This is a genomic window from Streptomyces sp. NPDC036984 (assembly GCF_055607665.1).
The window spans coordinates 189269-216166 of the sequence record NZ_JBVJRL010000014.1 but is presented as its reverse complement, the minus strand read 5'-3'; the positions used below and the strand labels follow the sequence as shown (position 1 = coordinate 216166).

At 69.2% G+C, this 26898-nt stretch carries 22 protein-coding genes and 4 pseudogenes; 12 read left to right on the top strand and 14 right to left on the bottom strand.

Annotated elements, in window-relative coordinates; all coding sequences use genetic code 11:
- Nucleotides 1–2 precede the first annotated feature (2 nt).
- From ACZ7DL_RS25165 to ACZ7DL_RS25145, 5 genes and pseudogenes are all read left to right on the top strand, one after another.
- On the top strand, nt 3–884 hold the full coding sequence (locus ACZ7DL_RS25165) for a branched-chain amino acid ABC transporter permease (protein ID WP_470777244.1): 882 nt from the start codon (nt 3–5) through the stop codon (nt 882–884).
- The gene (locus ACZ7DL_RS25160; RefSeq protein ID WP_470777242.1) at nt 881–2029 is read left to right on the top strand and encodes a branched-chain amino acid ABC transporter permease; all 1149 of its coding nucleotides are present in this window, start codon (nt 881–883) and stop codon (nt 2027–2029) included. Before ACZ7DL_RS25165 ends, ACZ7DL_RS25160 begins: the two co-directional genes overlap by 4 nt.
- 5 nt (nt 2030–2034) lie before the next feature.
- On the top strand, nt 2035–3312 hold the full coding sequence (locus ACZ7DL_RS25155; protein ID WP_470777241.1) for an ABC transporter substrate-binding protein: 1278 nt from the start codon (nt 2035–2037) through the stop codon (nt 3310–3312).
- A gap of 149 nt (nt 3313–3461) precedes the next feature.
- A pseudogene (locus ACZ7DL_RS25150) lies at nt 3462–3572 on the top strand (helix-turn-helix domain-containing protein); the annotation flags it as partial.
- Between the two features lie 319 nt (nt 3573–3891).
- Nucleotides 3892–6312, top strand: a complete 2421-nt coding sequence (locus ACZ7DL_RS25145) for a SpoIIE family protein phosphatase (protein WP_470777238.1) — start codon at nt 3892–3894, stop codon at nt 6310–6312.
- Between the two features lie 89 nt (nt 6313–6401).
- On the opposite strand, the gene ACZ7DL_RS25140 is transcribed toward ACZ7DL_RS25145, so the two are convergent.
- Complete coding sequence (locus ACZ7DL_RS25140; protein ID WP_470777236.1) at nt 6402–8018, bottom strand: sodium/solute symporter; 1617 nt, start codon at nt 8016–8018, stop codon at nt 6402–6404.
- The gene (locus ACZ7DL_RS25135) at nt 8015–8551 is read right to left on the bottom strand and encodes a DUF485 domain-containing protein (protein ID WP_470777234.1); all 537 of its coding nucleotides are present in this window, start codon (nt 8549–8551) and stop codon (nt 8015–8017) included. Before ACZ7DL_RS25135 ends, ACZ7DL_RS25140 begins: the two co-directional genes overlap by 4 nt.
- A 276-nt stretch (nt 8552–8827) precedes the next feature.
- Here ACZ7DL_RS25135 and ACZ7DL_RS25130 point away from each other — a divergent pair, with 276 nt between their 5' ends.
- The 3 genes from ACZ7DL_RS25130 to ACZ7DL_RS25120 all read left to right on the top strand — a co-directional run bounded on the left by ACZ7DL_RS25130 (nt 8828) and on the right by ACZ7DL_RS25120 (nt 11981).
- Nucleotides 8828–9835: an NADP-dependent oxidoreductase gene (locus tag ACZ7DL_RS25130; protein ID WP_470777233.1), complete on the top strand. Its 1008-nt coding sequence runs from the start codon at nt 8828–8830 to the stop codon at nt 9833–9835.
- On the top strand, nt 9832–10638 hold the full coding sequence (locus ACZ7DL_RS25125; RefSeq protein ID WP_470777232.1) for an SDR family NAD(P)-dependent oxidoreductase: 807 nt from the start codon (nt 9832–9834) through the stop codon (nt 10636–10638). The genes ACZ7DL_RS25130 and ACZ7DL_RS25125 overlap by 4 nt, the downstream gene beginning before the upstream one ends.
- A gap of 701 nt (nt 10639–11339) precedes the next feature.
- Entirely contained in the window at nt 11340–11981 is a 642-nt protein-coding gene (locus ACZ7DL_RS25120; RefSeq protein WP_470777231.1) for a TrmB family transcriptional regulator, read from the top strand.
- Between the two features lie 392 nt (nt 11982–12373).
- On the opposite strand, the gene ACZ7DL_RS25115 is transcribed toward ACZ7DL_RS25120, so the two are convergent.
- The 6 genes and pseudogenes from ACZ7DL_RS25115 to ACZ7DL_RS25090 all read right to left on the bottom strand — a co-directional run bounded on the left by ACZ7DL_RS25115 (nt 12374) and on the right by ACZ7DL_RS25090 (nt 19031).
- Nucleotides 12374–13303 (bottom strand): NmrA family NAD(P)-binding protein, encoded by a 930-nt coding sequence (locus tag ACZ7DL_RS25115; RefSeq protein WP_470777229.1) that lies wholly within the window; start codon nt 13301–13303, stop codon nt 12374–12376.
- A 648-nt stretch (nt 13304–13951) separates the two neighbouring features.
- The gene (locus ACZ7DL_RS25110) at nt 13952–14923 is read right to left on the bottom strand and encodes an alpha/beta hydrolase (RefSeq protein WP_470777228.1); all 972 of its coding nucleotides are present in this window, start codon (nt 14921–14923) and stop codon (nt 13952–13954) included.
- Nucleotides 14924–15244: 321 nt separating this feature from the next.
- Nucleotides 15245–16104: pseudogene (locus tag ACZ7DL_RS25105) on the bottom strand (IS5 family transposase).
- A 70-nt stretch (nt 16105–16174) separates the two neighbouring features.
- On the bottom strand, nt 16175–17380 hold the full coding sequence (locus ACZ7DL_RS25100; protein ID WP_470777226.1) for a cytochrome P450: 1206 nt from the start codon (nt 17378–17380) through the stop codon (nt 16175–16177).
- 39 nt (nt 17381–17419) lie between these two features.
- Nucleotides 17420–18814 (bottom strand): NAD(P)/FAD-dependent oxidoreductase, encoded by a 1395-nt coding sequence (locus tag ACZ7DL_RS25095; protein WP_470777224.1) that lies wholly within the window; start codon nt 18812–18814, stop codon nt 17420–17422.
- Entirely contained in the window at nt 18804–19031 is a 228-nt protein-coding gene (locus tag ACZ7DL_RS25090) for a ferredoxin (RefSeq protein ID WP_319144940.1), read from the bottom strand. Before ACZ7DL_RS25090 ends, ACZ7DL_RS25095 begins: the two co-directional genes overlap by 11 nt.
- A 470-nt stretch (nt 19032–19501) precedes the next feature.
- Between ACZ7DL_RS25090 and ACZ7DL_RS25085 the strand changes: the two genes are divergently transcribed.
- The 3 genes from ACZ7DL_RS25085 to ACZ7DL_RS25075 all read left to right on the top strand — a co-directional run bounded on the left by ACZ7DL_RS25085 (nt 19502) and on the right by ACZ7DL_RS25075 (nt 21590).
- On the top strand, nt 19502–20320 hold the full coding sequence (locus tag ACZ7DL_RS25085) for a PAS domain-containing protein (RefSeq protein WP_470777223.1): 819 nt from the start codon (nt 19502–19504) through the stop codon (nt 20318–20320).
- Between the two features lie 92 nt (nt 20321–20412).
- Nucleotides 20413–21030: a PP2C family protein-serine/threonine phosphatase gene (locus ACZ7DL_RS25080; protein WP_470777221.1), complete on the top strand. Its 618-nt coding sequence runs from the start codon at nt 20413–20415 to the stop codon at nt 21028–21030.
- A gap of 32 nt (nt 21031–21062) precedes the next feature.
- Nucleotides 21063–21590: an ATP-binding protein gene (locus ACZ7DL_RS25075; protein ID WP_470777220.1), complete on the top strand. Its 528-nt coding sequence runs from the start codon at nt 21063–21065 to the stop codon at nt 21588–21590.
- 177 nt (nt 21591–21767) lie between these two features.
- Here ACZ7DL_RS25075 and ACZ7DL_RS25070 read toward each other — a convergent pair whose 3' ends face one another.
- The 4 genes and pseudogenes from ACZ7DL_RS25070 to ACZ7DL_RS25055 form a co-directional block, all read right to left on the bottom strand.
- Entirely contained in the window at nt 21768–22604 is an 837-nt protein-coding gene (locus tag ACZ7DL_RS25070) for an enoyl-CoA hydratase/isomerase family protein (RefSeq protein ID WP_470777219.1), read from the bottom strand.
- Between the two features lie 209 nt (nt 22605–22813).
- Complete coding sequence (locus ACZ7DL_RS25065) at nt 22814–22993, bottom strand: hypothetical protein (protein WP_470777217.1); 180 nt, start codon at nt 22991–22993, stop codon at nt 22814–22816.
- A gap of 30 nt (nt 22994–23023) precedes the next feature.
- On the bottom strand, nt 23024–23302 hold the full coding sequence (locus ACZ7DL_RS25060; RefSeq protein ID WP_470777285.1) for a hypothetical protein: 279 nt from the start codon (nt 23300–23302) through the stop codon (nt 23024–23026).
- 64 nt (nt 23303–23366) lie between these two features.
- Nucleotides 23367–23693 (bottom strand): annotated as a pseudogene (locus ACZ7DL_RS25055) (alpha/beta hydrolase); the annotation flags it as partial.
- A 317-nt stretch (nt 23694–24010) separates the two neighbouring features.
- On the opposite strand from ACZ7DL_RS25055, the pseudogene ACZ7DL_RS25050 reads away from it, so the two are divergent.
- Nucleotides 24011–24325, top strand: a pseudogene (locus ACZ7DL_RS25050) (ISAzo13-like element transposase-related protein); the annotation flags it as partial.
- 60 nt (nt 24326–24385) lie between these two features.
- On the opposite strand, the gene ACZ7DL_RS25045 reads toward ACZ7DL_RS25050, so the two are convergent.
- Both ACZ7DL_RS25045 and exaC read right to left on the bottom strand, forming a co-directional pair.
- Nucleotides 24386–25048 (bottom strand): hypothetical protein, encoded by a 663-nt coding sequence (locus tag ACZ7DL_RS25045; protein ID WP_470777284.1) that lies wholly within the window; start codon nt 25046–25048, stop codon nt 24386–24388.
- Between the two features lie 278 nt (nt 25049–25326).
- A complete protein-coding gene (gene exaC / locus ACZ7DL_RS25040; protein WP_470777215.1) occupies nt 25327–26850 on the bottom strand; it encodes an acetaldehyde dehydrogenase ExaC in 1524 nt (507 codons plus the stop codon).
- Between the last annotated feature and the right edge of the window lie 48 nt (nt 26851–26898).

Below are 26898 nucleotides of genomic sequence, written 5' to 3'. Positions count from 1 at the left end.
CCGTGACCGATCTTCTCCAGCAAGTGGTGGAAGGACTGGGCTCCGGCGCGGTGTACGCCAGCCTGGCGCTGGCCCTGGTGCTGATCCACCGGTTCACCGGGATCGTCAACTTCGCGCAGGGCGAGCTGGCCATGCTCTCGACCTACGTCGCCTGGCAGCTGGTGGCGTCCGGGATGCCGTTCTGGCTGGCGCTGCCCGTCACCCTCGTGGTGTCCTTCGCCGGAGGCATGCTGGTCGAGCGGATCGTCATCCGCCCCGTGCAGGGCGCACCCGAGCTGACGGTGGTCATCGTCACGGTCGGCCTGTTCGTCTTCGTCAACGCGTTGGCCGGCCTGATCTGGTCGTTCACCGTGAAGGACTTCCCGCAGCCGTTCCCCGACGGCGGGCTCGACCTGGCCGGGGTACGCATGGACTGGTCGACGCTCGGGATGCTCGGTGTGGTGGCCGTCGTGATGGGCCTGCTGTATCTGCTGTTCCAGCACACGTCCGTCGGCCTGGTGATGCGGGCGGTCGCGTGCAGCCCCTCCTCCGCCCGGCTGTCGGGCATCCGGGTGAGCCGGGTGCTGATGATCGGCTGGGGGCTGGCCGCGACGGTCGGCGCGGTGTCGGGCGTGCTCGTCGCCCCGGTGCTGTTCCTGGAGCCCAACATGATGGGCGGGGTGCTGATCTACGCGTTCGCCGCGGCCACCCTCGGTGGCTTCGACAGCCCGGTCGGTGCGGTCGTCGGCGGCCTGCTCGTGGGCGTCGCCGAGACGCTGGCCGGGGCGTACGTGGGCGTGATCGGGGCCGATCTGAAGGTGGGCGTCCCCCTGGTGATCATTCTGGCGGTGCTGCTGGTACGGCCCCAGGGCCTCTTCGGACGGGCGGCGGTGGAACGCGCATGAGCACGATCACGACCGTACTCGGCACGGACCGCGCCCGACATGCACGGGCCGCGCTCACCGTGCTGCTCGCGGCGGCCGCCGCCGTCGGCGCACCGTTCTACTTCGCCCCCTTCCAGGTCTTCCAGCTGACCATGGTGCTCCTGTACGCCGTGGCGCTGGCCGGGCTGAACCTGCTGGTCGGCTTCGGCGGGCAGATCTCGCTCGGGCACGGCGCGTTCTTCGCGGCGGGGGCCTACACGGCGGCGGTCATGCTCGACCGGTACGACACCGGCCACCTGGCCACGCTGCCCGTCGCGGCCGCCGGATGCTTCCTGCTGGGCCTCGGCTTCGGAGTCCCCGCGCTGCGGCTGAGCGGGCTCTACCTCGCCCTGGTCACCCTCTCGTTCGCGGTGTTCCTGCCGCCCCTCCTCAAGCGGCTCGAACCGGTGACGGGCGGTTCCATGGGCCTGACCGTGGACAAGCCGCAGCCGCCCGCGTGGAGCGGGCTGGCCGAGGACCAGTGGATGTACTTCGTCGTCCTCGCGGTCGCCGCGGTGGCTCTGCTGCTCGCCCGCAACCTGCTGCGCTCCCGCGTCGGCCGGGCGCTGCTCGCCGTGCGGGACAACGAGAGCGCCGCCGAGGTCATGGGCGTGCGGCTGTCACTGCACAAGACCCTCGCCTTCGCGTGGAGCGCGCTGTTCGCGGGTGTCGCCGGGTGTCTGTACACCTGGGTGATCGGCTTCGTCTCGCCCGACTCCTTCAGCTTCGTACTGTCCATCACGCTGCTGGCCGGCCTGGTCGTCGGCGGGCTCGCCTCGCTGTACGGTCCCCTGCTGGGCGCGGCGTTCGTGATGTACGTGCCGAGCGTCTCCCAGGACCTGAGCGAGGCCGCACCGGGAGTGGTGTTCGGCCTGCTGATCATCACGGTGATGTTCGTGGCCCCGACAGGACTGGCCGGTCTGCCGGGCCGTGTCCTGGGCGCGGTCGCCCGTCGCCTGCCCCGCACCACCGCCACCCCCGACCGGACGCCCGAGACCGCATCCACTCCCGATGCGGAACCGAAGTCCCGGGCCGGATCCGGCCCCTCCGTACCCCTCGACCCTGCGGCCCCCGCAGTTGCCGGCGCCGAACCCGTGGGCGCACCGCCCCGCACGGAAAAGGAATGAACCACATGCGCAAGACGACCGCTCTGCGGGCGGCCGCGGCCGCGACCGCCGCCCTCCTCGCCGCATCCGCGTGCAGCAGCCGGCGAGGCCAGGACGCCCAGGACACCGCCGCCGGTGGCGCGTGCAAGGGCCAGCAGACCACCGGCATCACCGACAAGGCCATCAAGCTGGGCGGGATCTACCCACTGTCGGGACCCGCCTCCGCGTACGGCACGATCAGCAAGGGCGTGGCCGCCTACTTCAGGTACGTCAACGACAAGGGCGGCATAGACGGCCGCAAGATCGAGTTCGTCGTCCGCGACGACGGCTACCAGCCGCCCAAGGCGGTCGAGGAGGCCCGCAGACTCGTCGAGCGGGAGAAGGTCTTCGCCGTGTTCCAGACCCTGGGCACCCCCTCCACGGCGGCGGTGTGGGACTACCTCGACCGGCAGAAGGTGCCGCAGCCCTTCGTCGCCACGGGAGCCTCCGTCTGGGGCACGGACGACAAGCACCCCTGGACCATCGGGTGGCAGCCCAACTACGTGGCCGAGGCCCGGGTGTACGCCAAATACCTCACGGACAAGAAGCCGAAGGCCAAGGTCGCGGTCCTCTACCAGAACGACGACTTCGGCAAGGACCTGCTCGGCGGGTTCGAGAAGGCCCTCGCCGGCAGCGGCGTCAAGGTGGTCGCCACGGAGAGCTACGAGGTCACCGACCCCTCCGTGTCGGCACAGATGGCGAGCCTCGCCCGCTCCAAGGCGGACGTACTGCTCAACATCACCACGCCCAAGTTCGGCAGCCAGGCCCTCGCCGCCGACGCCAAGAACACCAAGTGGAACCCGCTGCACATCGTGAACAACGTGGCCTCGTCCGCCGCCGTGCTCCAGCCCGTCGGGTTCAAGAACGTCCAGGGCGTGGTCTCGGCGACCTACTTCAAGGACCCTGCCGACCCGCAGTGGGCGGACGACCCTGAGGTGAAGACGTACAAGAAGGCCATGCACGAGTACGCCCCCGACGCCGACCCGGCCAACCAGTTCAACGCCTACGGCTGGGCAGTCGCCTCCAGCCTGCACCAGGCTCTGGACGCGATGAAGTGCCCGACCAGGGAGGGACTGCGGGACGCGGTGCGCAATCTGAAGGACGTGAAGGTGGGCATGCTGCTGCCCGGGGTCACCCTGTCCACGGGCCACGGCGACGACTTCCCGATCGAGACGATGCAGCTGATGCGGTTCAAGGGCGAGCGCTGGCAGCTGTTCGGCAAGCCGGTGGACACCCGCAAGGAGTTCGGCCCGCTGACGAAGTGAGCCGGCGGGGGCGGTCCCGGCCATGCCCTGATCCCTTGGGACCGCCCCCGCTCCCGCGGAGCCGACATGGCGCGTGAGACCGAACAGGCCGGCCTGGGAACCGTCGACGGGCGGTCGGTGGCCATGGAGGGGGAGGAGGGGGACGGCACATCCGCGAAGTCGCCCGCGGCGCACACGTTCTTGTCGACACCGTCCGCTACCGGCTGCGCCGTTTCGAGGAGGTCACCGGCATCGGCCTGGACGCTCCGGACACCGCGGTGGAGCTCAGCCGGGCATGGCGGCACGCGAACCGGGGAGACCTCCACGAGGCCCGGCACTGTCTGCTCATGGCGGACTCCCGTAGTGGCGCCGTGCCCGTCGCCATTCCCTCAAGTGCGCCACGCCGTGCCACGCGGCCAGTGGAAGCCGCGGCTCCCACCGGGTTTCAATGGGCTTGCATGGCATCAGCAGGTCAGCGTGCACGGGGAGACTCCGCGCCATCGCCCCGGACGCCGTCATGCCGGTCACCGGCCGCGGTCAGAACCCGCGGCAGCATCGCGGTGGCCTCGTACAAGGTGGTGTCCAGCGGTGGAGAAGCGGATGACGGAGCTCAGCGAAGGCCACTACGATCCGTTCGCCCTGCAACTCGCCGCCTTGGCGGTGCTCGACGACCGGGGAGTCGTGGTCGGGTGGAGCCGGCGGGCGCAGGAACTGCTCGGCCATCCGGACGCTGCCGTGCTCGGTCGTCGGGCATTCGAGGTCCTCGTCGACCCTCGCGATCTGCCGGCTGCCAGGGAGGCCGCGGCGAAGTGCAGGCGAGCCGGCGGCTGGTTCGGCCTGCTCCCCGTGCGGCACCGCGACGGGCGACTCGTGGAGATGGGGCTCAGGGCTCATGCGCTCTCACGCGATGACCGGGTCCGTGAGTGGCTTCTTGCCGGCGCACCCGCGGTTGACGTCCTGGAGTGGCAAAGAGACCGCGCGATCCTCGACGGACTGTACCGCCGGTGCCCGATCGGCCTGGCCGTCCACGGTCCCGACCTGACCATTCTCCGGGTCAACCGGGCCATCGAACGCTTCAGCGGCGTTCCCGCGGCAGACTTCAAGGGGCTGCCCACCGGCTGTTTCCTCGTCCCCGACGACGCGCGCAAGGCCGTGGAACGTGTGCGCCGGGTGATGGAGACCGGCAGGCCCACGGTCTACTCCGAGCAGTTCGTCCGCCTGGAGTGGTACCCGGCACGAGAGCGGGTCGCGATGGTCTCGTCCTTCCCGATGGAGGACCCCTCCGGCCGCATCCTGGGTGTGGCCGAGATGATCGAGGACATCACCGAACGCCATCGGGCCCAGCGTCGGCTCGCGCTCCTCGATCAGGCCGGCAGCCGTATCGGAACCACCCTCGACGTGGGGGAGACCGCCCGGGAACTCGCCGAGGTGATGGTGCCTCACCTCGCCGACCACGTAACGGTGGACCTGCTTCAACCGGTGACGCGCGGTGAGGAACCGACGCGCACCCTGGTCGGGCCCGTGGTCCGGCTGGGAGCCTGCAGCGTCGGTGCCCAGCAACCCTGCCCGCCCCACCCCCAGGGCGAGCCCGTGGAGTTCGGTCCCGACACACCGCAGGCCAGGTGCCTGGCCGAAGGGCGGCCCGTTCTGGAACCGGTTCTCCCGCCCGACTGGTTCTCGGCGGGAGGGCACCAGGGGGCTCACGCTCCGGACCTGGGCGTCCACTCGCTGGTCGTGGTACCTCTTGTCGCACGTGGCCTGGTGCTGGGCGTGATGACCCTGTGGCGTTCGCGTCGCCCCGATCCCTTCGAGGCGGACGATCTCACCCTCGGCCAGGAACTCGCCTCGCGCGCCGCCGTCGCCATCGACAACGCCCGGCGCTTCACCCAGCAGCAGCAGACCGCGTTCACCCTGCAGAGCAGCCTGCTGCCCCGGGCCGTTCCGGACCAGTCGGCCGTCGAGGTGGCCCTGCGGTACCTGCCGGCCAGCGCGGCCCCGGGGCTGGGCGGGGACTGGTTCGACGTCATTCCCCTGTCCGGGGCCCGGGTCGCCCTCGTCGTCGGGGACGTGGTGGGACGCGGCATCCACGCTGCCGCCACCATGGGCCGGCTGCGTACCGCCGTACACACGCTCGCCAGCCTCGACCTGGAACCGGACGAGATCCTCTCCCGCCTGGACGACCTGGTCAACCTGCTGGCGGCCGAACAGGAGGCGGCCGGCGAACGGCCCGTGGGCGAGCAGGTCGTCGGCGCGACCTGCCTGTACGTCGTGTACGACCCGGTCTCCGGGCGCTGCTCCCTGGCCCGCGCCGGTCACCCGCTGCCGGTGGTGGCCGCTCCGGACGGACAGGTGGCCCCGCTCGACCTGCCCGCCGGCCCACCGCTCGGACTGGGCGGCCTGCCGTTCGAGGCCCGGGAGATCGACCTGGCCCAGGGAAGCCTGCTGTGCCTGTACACCAACGGACTCATCGGCGAACGCCACATCGATGCCGACACCGCCCTGACCAAGCTGTGCGCAGCGCTCACCCGCCCCGCGGACGCACTGGAACAGACATGCCAAACGGTGGTCGATTCGCTCGTGCCGACGCACCCCAACGACGACGTCGCGCTGCTGATCGCCCGCACCCGCATGCTGCCACCGGACGATGTCGCTTTCTGGCACCTGCCGTTGGAGCCTGCCAGCGCGGCCCGGGCTCGGGCGTTGACCACGGCCAAGCTGACCGAATGGGGCCTGGAGCACTTGGCGTTCACCACCGAGTTGATCGCCAGCGAACTGATCACGAACGTCTACCGGTACGCCGGCGGTCCGGCGACCCTGCGGCTGATCCGTGAACGGAGCCTGGTGTGCGAGGTCAGCGACACCAGCCACACCTCACCGCACCTGCGCCGCGCTCGCACCACCGACGAGGGCGGCCGCGGCCTGTTCCTGGTGGCCCAGATGGCCGAACGCTGGGGTACCCGCTACACCCGCGAGGGTAAGACCGTGTGGACCGAACAACCACTGACCGGCACACTCACGTGACCGTCCAGGCCGTGCACCGGGACTTGGGTCCCTGGCGGGCTACGCGGGCGGCGCCTTGGCCGCTCGCGTAGCCCGCCACGCTGCCGTACTCACTCCGCCGCGGCGAGCAGCCGTGCCTCGCTCTCCTCGTACAGCCGCCGGCTCTCGCGGCTCTCGGCGGCGCGGCGCCGCTGGTCCAGACGGCTGCCCAGCCAGCCCGCCAGATAGCCGCACGGGATGGAGACCAGGCCGGTGGACTGCATGGGGAACCAGCCGAAGTCCGCGTTCGGGAAGACGGCGGACGGCGTGCCCGAGACCGCCTTCGAGAAGACCATGAGCACCAGCGCACAGGCCGTGCCGCCGTAGAGGCTGGCGAGCAGGCCGACGCGCGTGAATCCTCGCCAGAACAGGGAGTAGGTCAACGCGGGGGCCACGGCCGATGCCCCGATGCAGATCGCCAGCGTGGTCAGTACACCGACGTCCCAGTTCTGGACCAGGACGGAGAGCAGGACGGCAACGGTCCCCACCGCCACGCTCGTCCACGCCGCCACCGTCATCTCCGTACGCGGTGCCGCCTGTTCCCGCCGCAGCGCATGGGCGAACAGGTCATGGGCGAGCGACGAGGCGGCGGCCAGGGTCATCCCCGCGACCGAGGACAGCAGGGTGATGAACACCGTGCCCGCCATGGCCGCGTAGAGAACCGTCGTGCCCGCGGAGCCGGCGCCGCTGCCGAGCGCACGGGACAGCATGAGTACCGACGTCCTGCCGTGCGGATCCGCCGCAGTGATGTACTGCGATCCCACCAGGGCCGCCGCGCCCGTACCCATGATGATCACGAGCAGGCAGAACGTGGTGACCGTACCGACCGCCCACGACATGGAGCGGCGCACGGCGGGCACGTCGCGCGCGGAGTACAGCCGCATCGTGATGTGCGGCAGGCAGGCCGCGCCGAGGATCACGGTGATCTGAAGACTGGCGAAGTCCAGTCGTTGAGCTGCCGAGGTGCCCAGCTGGAGGCCCTGCTGGAGGAAGGCAGGGCCCGTGCCGCTGCCGCGCTCGGCGGCCCGGAGCACCTCGCCGGGGCTCCAGTCGAAGCGGTTGAGGACCAGGGCGGCGACGGTGATGCTGGTGCCGAGCAGGAGCACGATCTTGATCATCTGGACGAGCGCGGTGCCCCGCATGCCACCGATCGCCGCGTAGATGATCATCAGGCTGCCGATGAGGACGATGCATGTCGTCCTGGCGCCGGTCACGTGCGGCAGCCCCAGGATGAAGGTGAGCAGCGACCCGGCCCCGGAGAGCTGGACGACCAGGAAGGGGAGGGTCGCCGCGAGGGTCACCACGCAGGAGGCGATGCGGACGGCCCGCCCGGGCATGTTGCGGGCCAGGACGTCGCCCATGGTGAAGCGGCCGGCGTTGCGCAGCGGCTCGGCCAGCAGGAACATCAGCAGCACCAGCGACAGGGCGGTGCTGACGGCCAGGACGTAACCGTCGTATCCGGCGAGCGCGATGATGCCGGTGGTGCTCAGCACCGTGGCCGCGGAGATGTAGTCGCCCGCGATCGCCAGGCCGTTCTTGACAGGGGTGAGCGAGCGGTAGCCGGTGTAGAAGTTCGTCAGGTCGTCGCGGTCCGGTCCCGCCATCACGCACATCAGCAGTGTGAGGGTCACCAGAGTGGTGAACAGGACCAGGACGATTGCCTGCGTCCCTGAGCCGAAGTCGTTCATCTCGCCACCCCGGCATCCCGGCTCGGCCGGACCGTTCGCTCCCTGACGGCCAGCGCCAGCGGGTCCACGGACTGCTGTGCGCTGCGTCCGTACCAGACGACGGCCGCGAAGGTGAGGAGGAGCTGGAAGATCCCCAGGCCCATTCCCAGGCTCAGTTCCCCGGCGATCTTGGAGCCCATCAGGTCCCGCGCAGAGCAGGACAGCACCACGTACACCACGAAAGAGCCGAGCGCGGTGAGCGTGGAGACCCGGCGGAGCACTTGGTAGGCCGAGCGGAGGGCGGCGAGGTCGGCACCGTGCGGATGGGGCTCGGGCGCGTGCGGTGGGCGCTGCGCGGCCTGCCCGTACGAGTCGTACGAGGGGGCGTCGTACCCGTACGACGTGCTCCCCGGGACGTCGCGTCCGTAGGACTCCTGCCATGGATCCCGCCCGTACGACCCGCGTCGAGGGGCGTGGCCCTGGGGCTCGGTCCGCGGCTGCGTCCATCCCGGCGGTACTGGCGGCGGGTACCGGTCGTTGTCGGCGTGTGTCATCGCATGGCCTTCCGGTGCGGCTCGGATCCGTGGGAGGTGACGGTGAAACATCGGTGTGGCGGCGCACGATACCGACTGGTTGGAATGCGGGATAAGCCTGCTGAGAGTTACGTTTTCGGCTCGATGCGGCATCCGGTCGACGGGGGCGGTCCGCCGGTGGTCGACCCCCGGGACCTTAGGTCGCTGGACGCCTGGATGATCTGTGGGGAATGTCACAAGTATCGACGTACCTACTGGTCGGTATGGTCATGGGAGGCCCCAACGACAGGAGGCGTGATGTCCACGACCAACCGCCAGATCCGCCTGGCAGCCCGCCCCGTGGGCGAAGTGAAACCCGAAGACTGGGAGCACCGTTCCGAACCGCTCGTGGAACCGGGCCCCGGCCGGTTCGCGGGCCGGACGCGCGTCATCTCCCTGGATCCGGCCATGCGGGGCTGGCTGGACGACCGCCCCTCCTACCTGCCGCCGGTGGGCATCGGAGAGGTGATGCGTGCCGGATCGGTCATCGAGGTCACTGCATCGAACCACCCGGACTTCCAGCCCGGCGATCACGTGGTCGGCACGTTCGGCGTCCAGGAGCACGTGGTCTCCGACGGCCGGGGCGCCATGAAGATCGACACCTCCCTCGCCCCGCCCTCGACGTATCTGGGAGCGCTGGGCATGCCCGGCATGACCGCGTACTTCGGCCTGCTGGATGTCGGCGCGCTGCAGGACGGCGAGACCGTCGTGGTGTCGGGAGCGGCCGGAGCCGTGGGCACCATCGCGGGTCAGATCGCGAAGGCCAAGGGCTGCCGGGTCGTGGGCATCGCCGGCGGGCCGGAGAAGTGCGCCATGCTCACCGGCGAACTGGGATTCGACGCGGCGATCGACTACCGAGCCGAAGACGTCAAGAAGGCGCTGCGCGAGCACGCCCCCGACGGTATAGACGTCTACTTCGACAACGTCGGAGGAGACATCCTCGACACCGCCCTCACCCGGCTGGCGATGCACGCGCGCGTCGTGGTCTGCGGCGCGATCAGCCAGTACAACAACGCCACGCCGGTCAAGGGCCCCTCCAACTACCTCTCGCTGCTGGTGCGCCGCGCCCGCATGGAGGGCTTCGTCGTCTTCGACTACGCCAAGCGCTACGCGGAGGCCGCGCAGGAGATCTCCGCCCTGATCGGTGCCGGCCGCATCAAGGTCAAGGAACACGTGGTGAGGGGCACCGTCGACGACTTCCCCGCGACCTTGCAGATGCTCTTCCGCGGCGAGAACGTCGGCAAGCTCGTGCTGGAGCTGGCATGACCGCCGGTGAGAGCGGGGCCGTCGCCGCGCGGGAAGAGCAGAGGGACGGCGTCTCGCTCCAGGGAAAGGTGGCGATCGTCACCGGCGGTGCCAGCGGACTGGGCCGGGCCTCGGCGCTGGCACTGGCGAGGGCGGGCGCGCGCGTGGTCGTCGCCGACCTCGACGCGCAGGGCGGGCGGGAGGTGGCTGACATGGTCGACGGCCACTTCCGCGCCTGTGACGTCTCCGACCTCGACGCCAACCGCGCACTGGTGGAGTTCACCCAGGAGCGGTACGGCGGTGTGGACATCGCGCTGCTCAACGCGGGGGTGGCGACCGGATGCGGCGTCGGCGAGGACTTCGCCCCGGAACGCTACCGCCGGGCGATGGGCGCAAACCTCGACGGCGTGGTCTTCGGCACCCACGCGGTGCTGCCCGCGCTGCGGGCTCGCGGCGGAGGGTCGATCGTGGCGACCGCTTCCCTGGCGGGCCTGGCGGCAGTGCCGCTCGATCCGCTGTATGCGGCCAACAAGCACGCGGTCGTGGGCCTCGCACGCTCCCTGGGGCCGGCTCTCGCCCCGGAGAACGTGCGCTTCAACGCGGTCTGCCCAGGCTTCGCCGAATCGCACATCATCGACCACCTGCGCGGCATGCTCTCCGACCAGGGTCTGCCGGTCATCCCGGCTGAGGTCGTCGCGGACACGGTGCTGCGGATCCTCGCCGGCGACGGCACCGGGGAGTGCTGGTTCATCCAGGCCGGCCGCGAACCGGAGCCGTTCCGCTTCCGCAACGTCCCCGGTCCGGCCAAGCCCGTCGGCGTCTGAGACGTTTCGGTCGGTCCGTGACCGGGCCGGAAGTGCTGGTCGGGATCGGGATGACGGCGGGAGGGCGTGGGAGTTACGACGGGGACCGGGCTCCACCCTGAGGGGGCACGGGAAGGCGCCTGCGAGGCAAAGGTGCAGGTCAGGCGCCTTTCCGCAAGTGTTTAGAAGAAGCCCAGCTTCTTCGGCGAGTACGACACGAGCAGGTTCTTCGTCTGCTGGTGGTACGCGCCTGACCTCGCTCCCGACCTGCGACAAAGAGTGGAAACGTCGAGTGTCAGGCTGGTTCGGTCCGCACCTGGTCCGGATCTTGATGAGCGGTACGTGGTGCTAGCGAGTGGGTTGCGGTACCACATGGCACAGGTAGGCGGAAGCGTCTGCTGGTGTCCACGTGGTCTAGATCGATGCCGTGCACGCAGGCGGGGCCTTCGGGGTCCAGGTGCGTCGATGGTGTTGGTGACAGGAACGTGACAGCGACCAGGTGGCGACGCGGGTTCCTGCGTTCGGGACAGCCTTTGCGTTGGCGGAGCCCAGCCGCATCCATCAGATGCTGACGGCACCGCCCCGTCACGATGAACCAGATCGCCGGTGACAACCGTCGTGGTGCCTGGGCGCAGGGGCTGGTGGAACATCCGCCGGGTGCACCGCGTTCCCCCACGGGAACCCGGGGCGGAGGCGACCAGGATGGTGAGAAAGGTGGCGACATGCTGGAGACGGTGGGCCTGACGGCCGACGAGAGCGAGGTGTACCGCCTTCTGGTCGCCACCGGGACGGCGTCCGCTCAGGACATCTCCGGCCGCTCGGCCCTCGACGTCGTCACCGCGCGGCTGCTGCTGCGCGCGCTGGAGCACAAGGGCCTGGCGTCGGTGGTCGAGGACAGTCCCGAATGGTTCACGGCCGTGCCGCCGCAGGTGGCCCTCATGCCCCGGCTCCAACGCCACTTCGACGCCCTGGAACAGACCCGGGCCGCCGTCTACGAACTGGCGGAGACACACCGCCGTAGCGCATGGGCCCGGAGCACGGGCGAGGCCGTCGAGATCATCACCGGCGCGGCGGCGCTGCGCCAGCATCTGCGGCAGCTCCAGGACGGCGCCGGCCGCGAGATGATGTGGTTCGTGAAGGCCCAGTACGTGGCCATGTCACCGGAGAGCAATCAGGAGGAGTTCGACGCGCTGGACCGGGGCGTGCTCTACCGGGCCCTGTACGAGCAGGCGTACTTCGACGACCCCGACTCGGTGGACTTTGTCGTCAAGGGCGTGTGCGCCGGAGAGGTCGCCCGGGCGGTGCCTCTGCTGCCGCTGCGCGCGGCGGCTTCCGTTCGCCCGGTGTGCGGGCCGAGGTCCTGAGCGGCGCCAGGGGCGGCGGTCAAACCGGCCACGAGCGCCACGAGGGCGGCGGCCGCCGCCGTATGCCGAGGCCGGGGAGGGCGGACCCAGCGGCGCCACTTGTTGTTCAGTCTCTCATGGGAGGACAGCGTGGTGCCGTCAAGTGCCGAGGTCAGCAGATTGCCCTGTCCACCAGGCGTCAAGTCACCTATGTGCCAACTCCTATACTTCACAAAGCGGGCAAACGTGGCCACGGTGGCGGCTCATAGACGAACCGATCGAGCCGCTCCCCGGGTGGTGTCAAGCCGGCCGCCGGAGATCCCGTATCTCAACCGAACGTGATCCCGTGATTTCGCCTGCGGATTCTGGACATGCTGGAGGAGGGGGCGTACACCGCACGACGAGGACAGGGGTCAGAGGCTGAACAGGCTGGGGTTGTCGCGGACGTAATCGGCCACCCCCGATGGAGGCCGCCCGGTGACCTGCTCGACCCCGTCCGCCTTGCGGTCGTATCGATTCTCGGCGTGAAGACGAGCCATGGTGGAGATGTGCTGAAAGGCATGGTCCGGCAGCCCCAGCGGTCTGAGATCATCGTTGATCCATTCCTGCAGCGGGACGTCCGTGTACCTGACCGGTCGTCCCAGAGCTGTGGAAAGCTCTGCCGCCATGACGGCGGCGTCCTCCGAGCGCGGGCCGGTCAGCTCGTAGATTCGGCCGATGTGCGCGGACGGATCGGCCAGGATCTCCTCAACAACCGCGGCGACGTCCCGAGCCGTCACAGGGGAGGTTTTCGCCCGGCCGAAGGGCAGTCTGATGCTTCCGTTCTTCGCGATCGAGGAGAAGCCGACACGGAACAGCGGGTTCTCCATGAACACAGTGGGCCTGATCTGGACGACGGGCAGGCCTGACCAGCCGAGGACCTGCTCCACCAACCAGTGCTGCCGCTGCTGCACGGACTCAGAGGTGCTGGTGAGATCCATCTCCGAGACAGTGAGCTGCGACATGTTCACGAACACTTCCAGGCGTCCGTACGCGCGGGCGACGGCCGCTGCCGTCACGGCAGCCTCCAGATACTGTGCCGACACACCCATACCGAAGTACATACGTCCACAACCGGCCAGGGCGTCGGCAACGTCGACCGCGCGCGTCAGGTCTCCAACGACGACCTCCGCTCCCATCGTGCGCAGCGCCTTCGCTCGCTCATCCTCGCGATGCGCCATGGCCCGGACGCCCAGGCCCCTTTGCTTTAGGCCCTCGACCACAGATCGGCCGACGGCACCGACACTGCCCGCCGCGCCCGTCACCAGAATGGGCAGCGCACGGGCTTCCGGGGTGCTGTCCATACGAGCAGACTGGGGTGCGCACCGCCACGGCGCAACCGGAGACGGCCGGCCTCGCCGACGTTGTGCCAGGCGTCACCGTCTGTGAAGCAGGTCGGCCTGTTCGTCCGCCTCGGGTTCCGAGGCCGTCCTCTATACCGCTCGGCGCGGAGTGTGGTCAGTGCAGTGGCCGGGGTGATACGCCGGGGCATACGGGAACGCGGTCGGTAGCGAGGGGGGTGGGCTGTCGGCGGGGTCGGCTACCTTCGAAAGGTCCCGAGTGGACCGCGCGTTCCCGCGCGCCTGATGGCTGCGGGCCGGGCGGGAACGGTGTGCTCGCCCCCCGGTTGTTCTGGCCCGGGGGCGGGCTCTTCCCAGCACCGGCTTTCCCCGGCCTCGCCCACGGTCCGGGCACCGGCCCGTGGGCGCGCTGACCACACTCCGCCACCCCCGCGGGCCGGACCCATCCCCTCCCCGCCGACAGGAGAGATGATCACCTTCCGCCTGCCTGCCGCCTCAGCCCAGGACGCCGAGGAGCGCTACCTCATGGACGCCGAGGAGACCAGCAGCGAGACCGTCAGCCTGCGCGTCGACTCCACAACACGCTGGACCCGGACGTGCCCGCCGGCCGCAGGAGGCCCTCATCCGCCTCACGGCGTAATACGACACGCTTCAGGGGTGCAGTGCTCGTTGCAGTGCCTCGATGGCGAGCGTGCGCGCGACCGTGGTTGCCTTGGAGTCGCGGAGGCTGTCGAGCATCAGGAAGTCGTGGACCATTCCCAGCACTCGGACCGCGGTGACGTCCACTCCTGCCTCGCGGAGCTTGGCGGCGTAGGCCTCGCCTTCGTCACGCAGTACGTCGGCCTCGTCGGTGATGATCAATGTGGTGGGAAGGCCACGGAGCTGCTCGATGTCGGCCCGCAGCGGCGAGGCGTAGATTTCGGTGCGCTGCTTGGGGTCCGAGGTGTAGGCGTCCCAGAACCACTTCATCCCGTCGCGAGTGAGGTAGTAGCCGTCGGCGAACTGCTGGTAGGACGGAGTGTCGAAGTTCGCGTCGGTGACGGGGTACAGCAGCACCTGGGCAGCCAGTTGCACATCTCCGCGTTCCTTGGCCATCAGCGCGAAGACCGTCGACATGTTGCCGCCCACCGAATCGCCGCAGACCGCTATCCGTGAGGCATCGAGGTTCTGTTCCCCGCCGTTTTGGAGGATCCACTTCCCGACCGCGTAGTTCTGCTCGATCTGAGTCGGGTACTTCGCCTCGGGGGCCCTGTCGTAGACGGGGAAGACCACCGCGGCGTCCGCTCCGACCGCCAGTTCGCGGATCAGCCGGTCGTGCGTCTTCTCGTCGCCGAACACCCATCCGGCGCCGTGGATGTACAGGACCACCGGGAGGGTTTTCATCGTTCCCCGGGGGCGGATGATACGCGTGCGGACGTTGCCGTACTGCCCGGCGTCGATGGTCACCCAGTCCTCGTCCACCGCCGGCTTGGCCACCCCTTTCCCTTCCTGGAGACCATCGAGGATCTCGCGGCCGTTCTCCGGCGGGACCTCGTAGATGCGCGGATGTGGCGACGTGGCCTCCGTCAGGTCCCGGGCAGAGGGTTCCAGGACTGGGGTTGCGACGGATCGAGAAGCGGGCATGGTGCGCCTCCTGCCTCAGATGTAGCGGTACATGCGGCTGGCCCACCCACCTCCCATCGTCTCTCAGCAGCGCATCGGTGCAACCGCGGGACAGGGCGTGAAGCCCAGGCCACGTTGGGGCGTCGAGGTCGCACCATGGCGCGGATCCACCGTCGGGTCCGGCTTGTGGCTGTACTTCCGTCCCTACGCGGGGCACCGCCGCATCCGATATGGCCTGCCGAAGAAACCGACGGGCCGGCTGCTCGCTCAGGCGGCCCAACCGATCAGCATGCCCCACCCGGTGAACCTTCGCGGTCACAGCAGTAGGTTCTGTCTCTTTGGTCAGCGTCGTGTCCAGATGAGGATGGCGGCGAGGTGGAGTGCGGCCTGGTAGGCGGAGGCGAGTTTGTCGGTTTGTGTGACCAGGCCGCGCCACTGCTTGAGGCGGTTGGTGCACCGTCCGATGGTGTGGCGCTGCTTGTAGGCATCCGCGTCGAAGCCGGGCGGCCGCCCGCCTTGGCGGGCGGGCCGCAGACGGTGGCCGACCTGGTCCGACGGCTGCGGGATGACCGCGCGGATCTACTGACGGCGCAGATGGCCGCGGATTGCCTGGGATGAGGAGGCACGGTCGGCCAGGGCCACGATGGGATGGGTGCGAGGCCGGCCAGGTCCGGTTCTCGGCACCCGAATGCGGGCCATGACCGTCTCGAAGGCAGGCGCGTCACCAGCCTGGCCCGCCGTGACGGCCAGAGCCAGGGGCCGCGCATGGCCGTCTGCGGCAAGGTGGATTTTCCTGCTCAGCCCGCCGCGGGAGCGTCCGAGCGCGTGGTCGGCCGGCTCGCTGTGACCTGCCGCACCCTTTTGAGTGCTCCGGCGGCATGCTGGTGGGCCCGGACGACAGTGGAGTCGACCGACACGGTCCACGCGATGTCGTCGACGGCGTCCGCTGCCGCGAGGACGGCGGCGAGCATCTGTTCCCGGGTGCCGTCGACGGCCCACTTGATCAGCCGTTTGTGAGCGGTCTGGTACGAGCCCAGTTCGTCGGGCGGGTCCCGTCAGGGCGAGATGGTGCGGTACTTCCACGCGATGGCCTCGAGGGTGCGGCGGTGGTTGGCCCACCGTCGTCCGCGGACCGGGTCGGTCGGCATAAGCGGTTCGATCCGGTCCCACATCGCATCAGTGATCACTAGTCGGACGGGCACGTTCGATCAACTGATGAGCGCACCAAAGAGACACGCTCTGGACCAGTTCTCCCGGCCCTTGCGGCGGTGCTCAGGCCAGCAGGCCTTCGATCGCCACAGGAAGGTGGCGGGGGCCGCGCAGCACCGCGTTGGCACGGTACGGCGGCGGGTCCTCGAGCAGCCGGGAGAACTTGACCCGGCGGAAGAGTTCGGGCACAGCCAAATGGAGTTCTATGCGGGCGAGAGGGGCGCCGAAGCAGTAGTGGATGCCGGTGTAGAAGCCCAGGTGCTCGTTGTCCTTGCGGTCGGGATCGAACCGGTCGGGGTCCTCGAAGCGCCGGGGATCGCGGTTGGCCGCGGCCAGCATGAGCCAGACCGGCGAGCCCTTGGGGATCGTGGTGCCGGCGACGTCGATGTCGGCCAGGGCGGTGATCCATGGGACGAACTGGACCGGGGGCTCGTAGCGGAGCACTTCCTCGATGAGCGGGACGGCCAGGTCCGGGTCTTTCTGGAACCGGTCGAGGAGGTCGGGGTGGCGCAGCAGGGTGAGGGTCGTGTTGCTAATGGCGTTGACGGTGGTCTCGTGGCCGGCGACCAGGAGCAGCACCGCGGTGGCCTCCAGGTCTGCCGGTGTCATGACGGGGGCAAGCGCGCTGAGCATCCCGGGGCCGGGGTGGCGGCGTTTGGTCTCGATCAGATCGGACAGGTAGGCGCCGATGTCCTGGCGGGCCCGCCCTGCCTTTTCAGGGCCGCCGTCGTCGCCGGAGCGGGGGTCGAGTGACGACGCCAGGGCATCGGCCCAGACGTGGAAGCGCGGTTCGTCCTCGCGCGGCACGCCCAGGACCTTGCAGATGGCGGTGACGGGAAGGGGGTAGGAGAAGTCCTCCACGATGTCGACCTGGTCCTTGCCCTCGAAGGCGTCGAGCAGCTCGGTGACGATTTTGGCCATCTCTTCGCGCAGGCCGTCGAGGAACCTGGGGCTGTGCGGCGGGCCGAACGGCCGGTTGATGGTGTCGCGCAGCCGGTCGTGCACGGGCGGGTCGGTGAAGATGAAGCTGGGCGGCAGTCCGGACTCCACCGGTTGCCCGACGCGGGCGTAGCCGGGTAGACGGTTGCTCGTGTCGTTGCTCATCCGCGGGTCGTTGGCCAGGCCCCGCACCTCGTAGTAGGTGCTGACCAGATAGGTGCCGTCCTCCTCCCGCCTGACCGGTTGCTTGCGCAGTTCCGCGTAGAGCGGATAGGGATCGGCCCGATTGGCGTAGTCGGTGATCTGCGCGGAGATGGTGCCGGACGTCATGGTGACTCCTAAGGGCTCCGAGCGGTGCAGGGCCGGTGATCAGGCATGCGACGGAACGAACGTGACACGCCGCTCGCTCGGTGAGTGGCCCGTCAGCGTGACGGTGGGCCCGTGGGTGGGCAGATGAGGGTCGGGAAAGGCCGGGTCGATCGGCTCCAACGTCTCGGTCCGGCGGTCGACCGAGCGGTACTCCGGCGGGAAGGGGGCGCCGGACGCGATCTGCTGCTCGTAGAACCCCAGCCACTTGGCTCCGTCAAAGGACGCCGCGGCGATGACGCGGCCGCGGTAGCCGTACACCGCGACGAACCGTGCCTCGGCGAGCGCCCCCTGGGCGACGACCAGTTGGTCGCCCAGCGAGGGAACACCGACCGACTTGATGTTGACACCGAACTGGGTGGACCAGAACATCGGCAGCCACAGGTGCGGACGGCGGTCCGGACCCGCACAGATCATGTTGTGGGCGGCGATCTCGGCCTGTTCGACCGCGTTGCCCCAGTGCTCCAGGGCCAGGAACTGGTAGTCGAACAGCGGGTGAGGGCTGCGGGCGACGTCACCGGCGGCGTAGATGTCGTCGGTGACGATGCCGTTGACGTCGAACACCCGGCACCCGGCGTCGCACGCGATCCCCCGGGGACCCGCGGCGACCCCCGAGCCGGCGAGCCATTCCGTGTTCCGCATGGCACCGAGCGAGACGACCGCCACCTCCACGTCGATCGCCGAACCGTCGGAGAGATGGGCGCGCCTGAGCCGCCCCACGTCGTCGCCCTCGAGGGCGGTGACGCTGACGCCACAGCGCAGGTCGACTCCGTGCTTGCGCTGCAGCCGGTCCGCGACCGCGCCGATCACTCCGCCGAGCGCGCCGACCAGCGGCGCCGGGCCGCGTTCGGCGACGGTGACGTCGAGGCCCAGCTCCCGGCAGGCGGAGGCGACCTCGGAGCCCGTGAAACCGGCGCCGATCACCAGCGCCCGGGACACGCCGCCAGTCAGCTTGCGGTGCAGGCGTGCGGAGTCGTCGCGGGTGCGCAACACGAACACTCCGTCCAGTGCGGCCTCTTCTGGGTGGAACCAGGGCCGTGCCCTGGTCCCGGTGGTGATCAGCAGGCGGTCGTAGGGGACGGTGTCGCCGTTCGTCAGGCGTACCTGCTTGGCGGCCCGGTCCAGGCTCTCGGCGGCGACGCCCAGACGCCAGTCGGCGTCGATGTCGCGCCGCCGCGGCAGCGCGGTGTCCTCGGGCCGTGCCCGCCCGAGCAGTGCCTGCTTGGACAGCGGCGGCCGGTCGTAGGGCTCGTACGGCTCGTCGCCGATCATGGTAAGCGACCCGGTGAAGCCCTGCTCGCGCAGGGTCTCCGCCGCGCGCAGACCGGCCAGCGAGGCACCGACCACGACGATGCGGCCCTGGCGCCGCAGGGCCTGGACGTCCGTGTCAGCCGACATGAGGCTGCACACCCTTGGTCGGCTCGTCGGAGTAGTCGACGAGGATGGCCTGGACCGGGCAGGCGGCAGCGGCCTTCTCCACCCGGTCACGTTGTTCCTCGTCGAAGCGAGGGGAGGACAGCAGCGCCTCTTCGCCGTGGAGGGAGAAGACGTCCGGGGCGAGAAAGACGCACTGCGCGAATCCCTGACACCGGTTGAGATCGACGACAAGCCTCATCTGGAACACGCTCTCTGCGAGGCTGCGGTCGCCGCCGGCTCCGCAGCCGTCTGCGCTCGGTCCATACGGTGGTCGGCATGCCTCTCTCAGGATGGGCCTCTGCGCAGGGCGCTCGCAAGGCGAGGCTGCCGGGCAGGCCAATGCGCACCCGACCGGCCAACCTCAAGGGAGACAAGGCGCTGCCGGCCGCCTCAACACCGGACGGGCCGGGCGCAACCCGGGCGGCCGTCTGCGCTCGCCCCCGCGTTGAGGTGGACCTGCGCGACCACCAACCCGATGGGGCGGGCCGGCGGGAACTCCGGACAGGCGCCGAACGATACGTGTGGTGACAAACCGGCCGACCGCTAGTGGGTCGGGCCGCGGTTGCGGGCGGGAGGGGCTGCTCGGCCCAGACGTTCGGGCACGTCCCGGAATGCGAGGGAGCGGCGCGCAGGAGGCAGGGGCAGGCTGGATAGGAGAGGTGGGTTGCCGTGGCGCGAAACGAAGCCATTTCGCCCGTCGAGGGTGCGGCAGTACTGGAAGCTCTGTTCCAGCGGTCCCCGACTGGCCTGATGGTCCTGGACACGGAGCTGCGAATCCTGCGGATCAGCGTCAAAACGCCGGTCCTGCGCACAGCGCCCTTTGAACAGATCATGGGCCGGCACTTCACCGACGTGTATGACCTCTCCGCGCCTGGTGAGGTCGAGGCGATGCTGCGCGGCGTGCTGGAGAGCGGCGCGCCCGCACGGGGGCGACCGGCGGGGGTGCGTCCGAAGGGCGGGCCGGGGCCGGAGTACCAGGTCTCCGTCTCGGCATGTCGCCTTGAGGACACGAAGGGGAGGATCTTGGGGGTACTGACGGAGACACTCGATGTCACCGAACGCGAAAAGGTACGCGCCCGTCTGCGCGTCCTCGGCTCGGTGCGCGAGCGAGTGGGACAGACCCTCGACGTGGTGGCCACCTGCGAGGAACTGGTGCAGGCGGTGGTGCCAGACCTCGCCGACATCGCCGTGGTGGAAGTGGTGGAGGCAGCGGTGCGTGGCGAGGAACCTCCGCCGAGTCCTCTCGGACGGGAGATGCCGCTGCGCCGTGCCGCCTTCGGCCGCAGTGGCGGCGAGGAGCAGGTTCAGGCACATCCGGTGGGTATGTACGGGCTCTGCCGTTTCCGACGCCTTACGCGCAGACGCTCACCGACCTCAAGCCCCGCCTGGTCGCCCTGGGCCCCGAAACGCCCTGGCTGGCGGCCGTCCCGCAGCGCGCCGAGGCGATCCTCGCCTCCGGTGCCCACAGTCTTATCACCACGCCCCTGACGCTGCGGGGAACCGTGCTGGGACTGATGAGCCTGTAACGCACCGGCCAGGGCGACGTCTACGACCAGGGCGATGTCACCCTCGCCGTCGCAGTGGCCGCCCACGCCGCGCTGTGCATCGACAACGCCCGCCGTTACACCCGCGAACACACCATCGCCTTGACCATTCAGCGCCACCTGCTCCTTCCCGAGCCTGCGACGCAGACGACCGTTGAAACCGTGCACATGCTGGTGCCCTCTGAAACCGGCGGAGGCAGCGGGTTCGACACATTCGCCCTCTCCGGCGCCCGCACCGCACTGGTGGTCGGCGAAGTAGCCGGCCAGGGCATCCACGCGGCCACCACCCTGGGACAGATAGGGACCGCCACGCGCTCCCCGGCCGCGCTCGACCTTGAGCCCGACGAACTCCTCGCCCGCCTCAACGACACGACCATCAGCCTGGCCCAGGAACGCACAGCTCTGCCGCCCGGCGATCCCATGCCGCTTACGGGAAGCTGCGTGTACGCGGTCTACGACCCGCTCGCCCAGACCTGCACCATCGCCCTGGCCGGCCACCCCCCACCCGTGATCGCCCATCCCGCTGGCAGTACCGAGATCCCTCAGCTGCCGAGCGGGCCTCCCCTGGTGCGCACCGAAGGGCCCCCTTCGCTGCCACCACGGTCTCTGTCACCGACGGCAGCGTCCTCGCCTTCTACACCCCATCCCTCCTGACCGCCTCCCGGTCCCCGGAGACACTCCAACGGGTGCTGGCCCACACCGACCGGCCGCTGCAGGATCTGTGCGAGGACGTGCTCTACCGGCTGCGGAGCGACACCCGCCACGGCGACGTCATACTCCTCCTCGCCTGCACCCACACATTCCCCGCTGATGAGGTCGCCGCGTGGCATCTCGACCACCATCCCAAAGCTGTCGCCGTGGCGCGCGACCACACCCAACTCCAGCTGAGCCATTGGGGAGTAGATGAGGAAACCGCGTACACCGCCGAAATGATCGTCAGCGAACTGGTCACCAACGCCATCCGCTACGGCGCACCGCCTGTGCGGTTGCGCCTCATCAAGGACCGCACGCTCTCCTGCGAAGTCCACGACAGCAATGCCCTCGCGCCGCGGCTGCGCCACGCGAAGACGGTCGACGAAGGCGGGCGCGGCTTGTTCATCATCGCCCAGCTCGCACGGACCTGGGGCGTCCGTTACTCCCTCGACGGCAAGACCGTCTGGGCCGAGCAGACTCTTCCGCCCGCAACCTCGCCCCGTCCCCCACAGCGGTCATAGCGACAGCAAGGTCGCCCGAATCGTCGCCAGCCGACAGTGCCGGCAAGCGCGCGTCGGTGCAGCTGCAGCTGCTCGGCAGGATTTCGCCGAAGACGCCGCGAAGCACAGCATTGACACCGCTCCCACCTTGGCCAGGGCAACCGTCCGGATCCAGCAACCCTGCAGCAGCTGGCACTGTCAGCCGGGGAACTCCGCCACGGCCTTGCCGAGGTCACGTTCGAGGTCACCAGGCGTCTGAAGGCCCCGGTTCGCGAGGTAGTCCAGGCGCTCACGGGATTCGGGCAGTGCAACCAGGCTGAGGAACGTGGCCGAGTCGGAGCGGACGTTCGACGGGTGGGGCAGCGTGAGGTCATTGATGGAGCGCTTGGCGGCCTTGACCCCCTCGGGTGGAAAGCCTGCAATGCGCCTGGCCAGGCGCTCGACGAAGCCGTCCAGCTCGGCGTCGGGCAGGGCGCGGTTGATCCAGCCGTAGCGCTCCGCGAGATCGGCGTCGAAGTCGTCGGCGCCGGTGATGACCTCGATGGCACGTGTCCTGCCCAAGCGCCGGGTCAGGTGCTGGATTCCGCCGGCGCCGGGCAGGGCGCCTGCGCCGGACTCGAACTGCCCGAATACCGCGTTCTCACGCGCGGCGAAGATCATGTCGCAGGCCAGGGCAAGTTCGTTGCCACCGCCACGGGCCCTGCCACGCACCTTGGCGATGGTGATCACCGGCACCTGTGCCAGCTTGTACAGAAACATGCCGAGCGAGGCGTCACCGGGACCGCCGGCCTTCGCGGCCTCTGCGGTGTACTGCGGGATCGCCGTGAGGTCCACGTGCGCCGAGAAGAATTCTGGTGAGGCGCTGTCGATGACGACGACCCGCACGTCACCGGGGTCGGTGTACAGCGTGTCGACGAGGGAGACGAGGTCACGGACGAGGTTGACACCGAGGAGGTTGAGGGGGCCGGCGTCGAGGGTGGCGGACAGGACACCGGCCTCCTCTCGGGTCTGAATCGACGAGTAGGCGAATGTCATGATCATTTCCTATGGGTGGGGGGTACGGAGGGGAGCCGGGAAGTGACCGAGGTACTACTGGAACCACTCAAGGGCCGTGCCCGGACGCGATTCGACTGCGCCTGGTACGGCTCGAAGCACGCGCCGTGCAGCAGGACACCTTTGGGCTGCAGCGCCAGATCGCAACACGGGCCCCCGTGTGCCGGGCGTGGTGGCGTGCGGGGTGCCCCTCAGGCGAGGTGCTCGCGGAACCACTCGATGGCGGCGCTGCTCGCCTTGTCGAACTGGGTGGTGTACGGGTCGAAGTGGCCACCCGGGATCGTCCGCAGTCGCTTGGGCTCCAGCGCTCGCTCGTAGGCCGCGAGGGCCAGGTCGGTCACGGTGACGGTGTCGTTGAGCGCGACCACCATGAGCAGCGGTGTGGGCGAGACCCTGTTGACCTAGATTCCGGGCTCGTACATGGGTGCGGCCCGGGTGGAGCGGACGGTGACCTCATTCTCCCACACACCGTCGGGCTTGGGCTGGAGGTAGAAGTCGATGGCTTCCTGCGTCCGGTACGACGCGGGCACCGCCGGGTCGCTGCCGACGATGGCCAGGGTGCGGGGAGCCTCGCCACGCGACTGGGCGCGCTCGTCCTCGGAGAAGCTTTCCTCCAGGGCCGCGACGGCCTCGGAGACGATGTGGCGCCGGCCCTGCTCGAAGCCGCTGACGGTCGGCACCTGGGAGACCACGGCGGTCGGTCGCGCCCAGAACGATGGCGTGGCCGCCGGCGTAGCTGGCCCACAGGCCGATCTGCTCCGGATCGACCTCGGGGAGGCTCTCCAGGTAGGAGATGGCTCGCCGCCAGTCGGCGATCTGCCGCCATGGGTCGACGTCCTGGCGCGGCTGGCCGTCGCTCGCTCCGAAGCCGCGGTGGTCATGGGTCAGGACGACGAAGCCGTTAGCGGCGAAGGCCCGTGCGAACGGCTCGAGTCCGTGCTCCTTGACCCCGGCGTAGCCGTGGGCCATGGTGATCGCGCGGATTCGGGCCGGGCCGTCCGGCAGGAAGAGCCATCCACGCAGCTGTACCGCGCCGTCGGCCTCGAACAGGACATCCTTGCGCTGAATCATGGGACAACCTTCTTAGTAGGGTGGGCGTTCAGCCCTGGTGGAAGTAGTCGGCGTCGATCTCGCCGGCCAGCCGGGTACGCAGTTCCGCGGAGAAGCGGAGCGCGGCGCCCAGTGGCCGGTGGTGGATGGCGGCTCGGAGGGTCTGGCCGTTCGCATTCTTGGTCAGGATGGTGAGGTGAACTCCAACTTGCCGACGGCGCCCCGCGCTGGTGAACCACGGCCATGATGAGGTTGCCGCACCCGAGCCAGCCGCTGACCGGGCTCTCGCCCCGGACCGGCAAGCCAGGGAAGAGTACAGATGTGATGCCGTGCTTGAAGGAGATGTGATCCCGTACGGGATCTACGACACCACTGCGAACACTGGCTGGGTCAACGTCGGGTGCGACCGAGCCGAGGACGAAGGTACGGCGTCGGACCGCGACACCGCGGCCTTTGCGGTCGCCTCGATCCGCCGTTGGTGGCGTGCCCGCGGTCGGCACGAGTACCCTCACGCCGCACGGCTGCTGATCACTGCGGACGCCGGCGGTTCCAACAGCTCCCGCACCCGCGCCTGGAAGACCGAACTCGTAGCCCTCGCGGCCGAGACCGGCCTACAGATCACGGTGTGCCATATGCCGCCCGGCACAGCTCAACACCCGAGCCTGGCCCTGGGTATGGGAACGACATGTGTACACCGTTTGAGGAATCCAGCACTAGGTGGCGAGGTCCCAAACCGTCGCTCTGAGCCTCATGGTGTGCCCACCCGGTGCAGCCGACACGACACGCACGAACGCAATACGCCCCTCGGTGGTCTGAACACAGAACTGCGCATTCTGAGGCGGGTCCTGTAGCGTGGGGTCGCCGTTGCTCCGCAACGCCTTCGCGCACTGCGCCTCGGTTGGATCAGCATCACTTCCCGAAATCGGCGCAATGATCGCCGCGAGCCGGGGGCCACCATGAAAGTTGGTGGAACCAGCCGTCCCGCTTCCATCCGTGACGGCCGACAAGTCAGCGCCCTTGAGGTCATCCGCAACAAGCGGCTTGCGCGTGTCGAAGTCGATGTCAACCCCGTAGGCGCTGGTCCGGAACTGAATGTCGTGTGGACCGAACATGGCGCGGGACGCCGTGTTCTCCGGGCTGGCCGGATCCGCTGATGCGGCCGGCTTGGCTTGATCAGGCGTGGCAGACGGTGCCCCCGCGACGGCGGGTGGCTTCGAGTCGTCAGCAGAGCTGTGCCGGTTGTTGACTAACACCGTGGCTGCGATGCCAACGACGGGCACGACGATGCCTACGACCCACCAGGCCCAGCGCGGCTGCCCCGGCGTAGACGTGCCCGGACCTGCTGCCGACGGATTGCTACCGCTGCTGTTCGTCACAACTTCCCCACCACTTCACTGGCATCCCGGCCGTTCACACTATGACGGACTCCGGAGCCCGGTGATCAGTTCCCAACTGTGTCACGGAGTCGAAGGTCGCACTCGGGCGGCGGAGCCGACTGGATCTTTGAGATTCGACTTCTGGTCCACGGCTGGACCGGGATGATGTCACCTGAGGGCCGTGTGGTGGCGCAAGGTGTTGAACTTGTTGCTGAGCGCGTTTGTCGTGCTGGGTGGTCTGGAGAACAACACTGCCTTCAGGCCACCCACTTGAAGGTCTAGAAGAAGCCAAGCTTCTGAGGGCTGTAGGAACAAAGAATGTTCTTCGTCTGCTGGTAGTGCTCCAGCATCATCTTGTGCGTCTCACGGCCGATCCCGGACTGCTTGTAGCCGCCGAACGCCGCGTGCGCGGGGTAGGCGTGGTAGCAGTTGGTCCACACCCGGCCGGCCTGGATCGCGCGGCCCGCGCGGTAGGCGGTGTTGACGTCCCGGGTCCACACCCCGGCGCCCAGGCCGTACAGCGTGTCGTTGGCGATCTTCACCGCGTCGTCGAAGTCGTCGAAGGACGCCACGGAGACGACCGGGCCGAAGATCTCCTCCTGGAAGATCCGCATGCGGTTGTCGCCCTCGAAGATGGTCGGCTGGACGTAGTATCCGCCCTTCAACTCGCCGTCGTACTCGACGCGTTCACCGCCCGTGAGGACCTTAGCGCCCTCCTGCCGGCCGATGTCCAGGTAGGAGAGGATCTTCTCCAGCTGGTCGTTGGACGCCTGGGCGCCGATCATCGTGTCGGTGTCGAGCGGGTGGCCCGGCTTGATGCCCCGGGTGCGTTCGACGGCCGCCTCCAGGAACTCCGCGTAGTGGCCGCGCTGGATCAGCGCCCTGGAGGGGCAGGTGCAGACCTCGCCCTGGTTGAGCGCGAACATCGTGAAGCCTTCGAGCGCCTTGTCGCGGAAGTCGTCGTCGTGCGCCCACACGTCGTCGAAGAAGATGTTCGGCGACTTCCCGCCGAGTTCGAGGGTGACCGGCTTGATGTTCTCCGCGGCGTACTGCATGATCAGCCGCCCGGTCGTGGTCTCCCCGGTGAACGCGATCTTCGCCACCCGCGGGCTCGACGCCAGCGGCTTGCCCGCCTCCACGCCGAAGCCGTTCACGATGTTCACCACGCCCGGCGGCAGCAGGTCCGCGACCAGGCTGAGCCAGTAGTGGATGGAGGCCGGGGTCTGCTCGGCCGGCTTGAGAACGACCGTGTTCCCCGCGGCCAGCGCCGGCGCGAGCTTCCAGGTCGCCATCAGGATCGGGAAGTTCCACGGGATGATCTGCGCGACGACCCCGAGCGGCTCATGGAAGTGGTACGCCACCGTGTCGTCGTCGATCTCGCCCAGCGAACCCTCCTGCGCCCGGATCGCCCCCGCGAAGTAGCGGAAGTGGTCGATCGCGAGCGGGATGTCGGCCGCCAGCGTCTCCCGCACCGGCTTGCCGTTCTCCCAGCTCTCGGCCACCGCCAGCGGCTCCAGGTGGGCCTCCATGCGGTCGGCGATCCTCAGCAGGATGTCCGAGCGCTCCGTCACCGACGTACGGCCCCACCCGGGTGCCGCCTCGTGCGCCGCGTCCAGCGCCCGCTCGACGTCCTCCGCGGTACCGCGCGCGATCTCCGTGAACGGCTGCCCGTTGACCGGCGACGGATTCTCGAAGTACCGCCCACGCGCCGGCGGCACATACGCGCCGCCGATGAAGTGGTCGTAGCGCGCCTGGTAGGAGACGATGGCGCCCTCGGTGCCCGGCGCCGCGTAACGAGTCATCCTGTTCTGCCTCCCGGTGCAGCGCTGCCCGCCGTTGGGCAGCTCTCG

What these genes read in the sequence shown, in the direction of transcription:
- ACZ7DL_RS25145 (WP_470777238.1), top strand. Translation starts at nt 3,892, where the DNA reads ATGACGGAGCTCAGCGAAGGCCACTACGATCCGTTCGCCCTGCAACTC.
- ACZ7DL_RS25115 (WP_470777229.1), bottom strand. Translation starts at nt 13,303, where the DNA reads ATGGACAGCACCCCGGAAGCCCGTGCGCTGCCCATTCTGGTGACGGGC.
- ACZ7DL_RS25095 (WP_470777224.1), bottom strand. Translation starts at nt 18,814, where the DNA reads ATGTCGGCTGACACGGACGTCCAGGCCCTGCGGCGCCAGGGCCGCATC.
- ACZ7DL_RS25125 (WP_470777232.1), top strand. Translation starts at nt 9,832, where the DNA reads ATGACCGCCGGTGAGAGCGGGGCCGTCGCCGCGCGGGAAGAGCAGAGG.
- ACZ7DL_RS25140 (WP_470777236.1), bottom strand. Translation starts at nt 8,018, where the DNA reads ATGAACGACTTCGGCTCAGGGACGCAGGCAATCGTCCTGGTCCTGTTC.
- ACZ7DL_RS25130 (WP_470777233.1), top strand. Translation starts at nt 8,828, where the DNA reads ATGTCCACGACCAACCGCCAGATCCGCCTGGCAGCCCGCCCCGTGGGC.
- ACZ7DL_RS25065 (WP_470777217.1), bottom strand. Translation starts at nt 22,993, where the DNA reads ATGGTGGTCGCGCTCAACGACACCGTCACCGTGACCGACCTGGCCCTC.
- ACZ7DL_RS25090 (WP_319144940.1), bottom strand. Translation starts at nt 19,031, where the DNA reads ATGAGGCTTGTCGTCGATCTCAACCGGTGTCAGGGATTCGCGCAGTGC.
- ACZ7DL_RS25120 (WP_470777231.1), top strand. Translation starts at nt 11,340, where the DNA reads ATGCTGGAGACGGTGGGCCTGACGGCCGACGAGAGCGAGGTGTACCGC.
- exaC (WP_470777215.1), bottom strand. Translation starts at nt 26,850, where the DNA reads ATGACTCGTTACGCGGCGCCGGGCACCGAGGGCGCCATCGTCTCCTAC.
- ACZ7DL_RS25155 (WP_470777241.1), top strand. Translation starts at nt 2,035, where the DNA reads ATGCGCAAGACGACCGCTCTGCGGGCGGCCGCGGCCGCGACCGCCGCC.
- ACZ7DL_RS25110 (WP_470777228.1), bottom strand. Translation starts at nt 14,923, where the DNA reads ATGCCCGCTTCTCGATCCGTCGCAACCCCAGTCCTGGAACCCTCTGCC.
- ACZ7DL_RS25100 (WP_470777226.1), bottom strand. Translation starts at nt 17,380, where the DNA reads ATGACGTCCGGCACCATCTCCGCGCAGATCACCGACTACGCCAATCGG.
- ACZ7DL_RS25135 (WP_470777234.1), bottom strand. Translation starts at nt 8,551, where the DNA reads ATGACACACGCCGACAACGACCGGTACCCGCCGCCAGTACCGCCGGGA.
- ACZ7DL_RS25160 (WP_470777242.1), top strand. Translation starts at nt 881, where the DNA reads ATGAGCACGATCACGACCGTACTCGGCACGGACCGCGCCCGACATGCA.
- ACZ7DL_RS25070 (WP_470777219.1), bottom strand. Translation starts at nt 22,604, where the DNA reads ATGACATTCGCCTACTCGTCGATTCAGACCCGAGAGGAGGCCGGTGTC.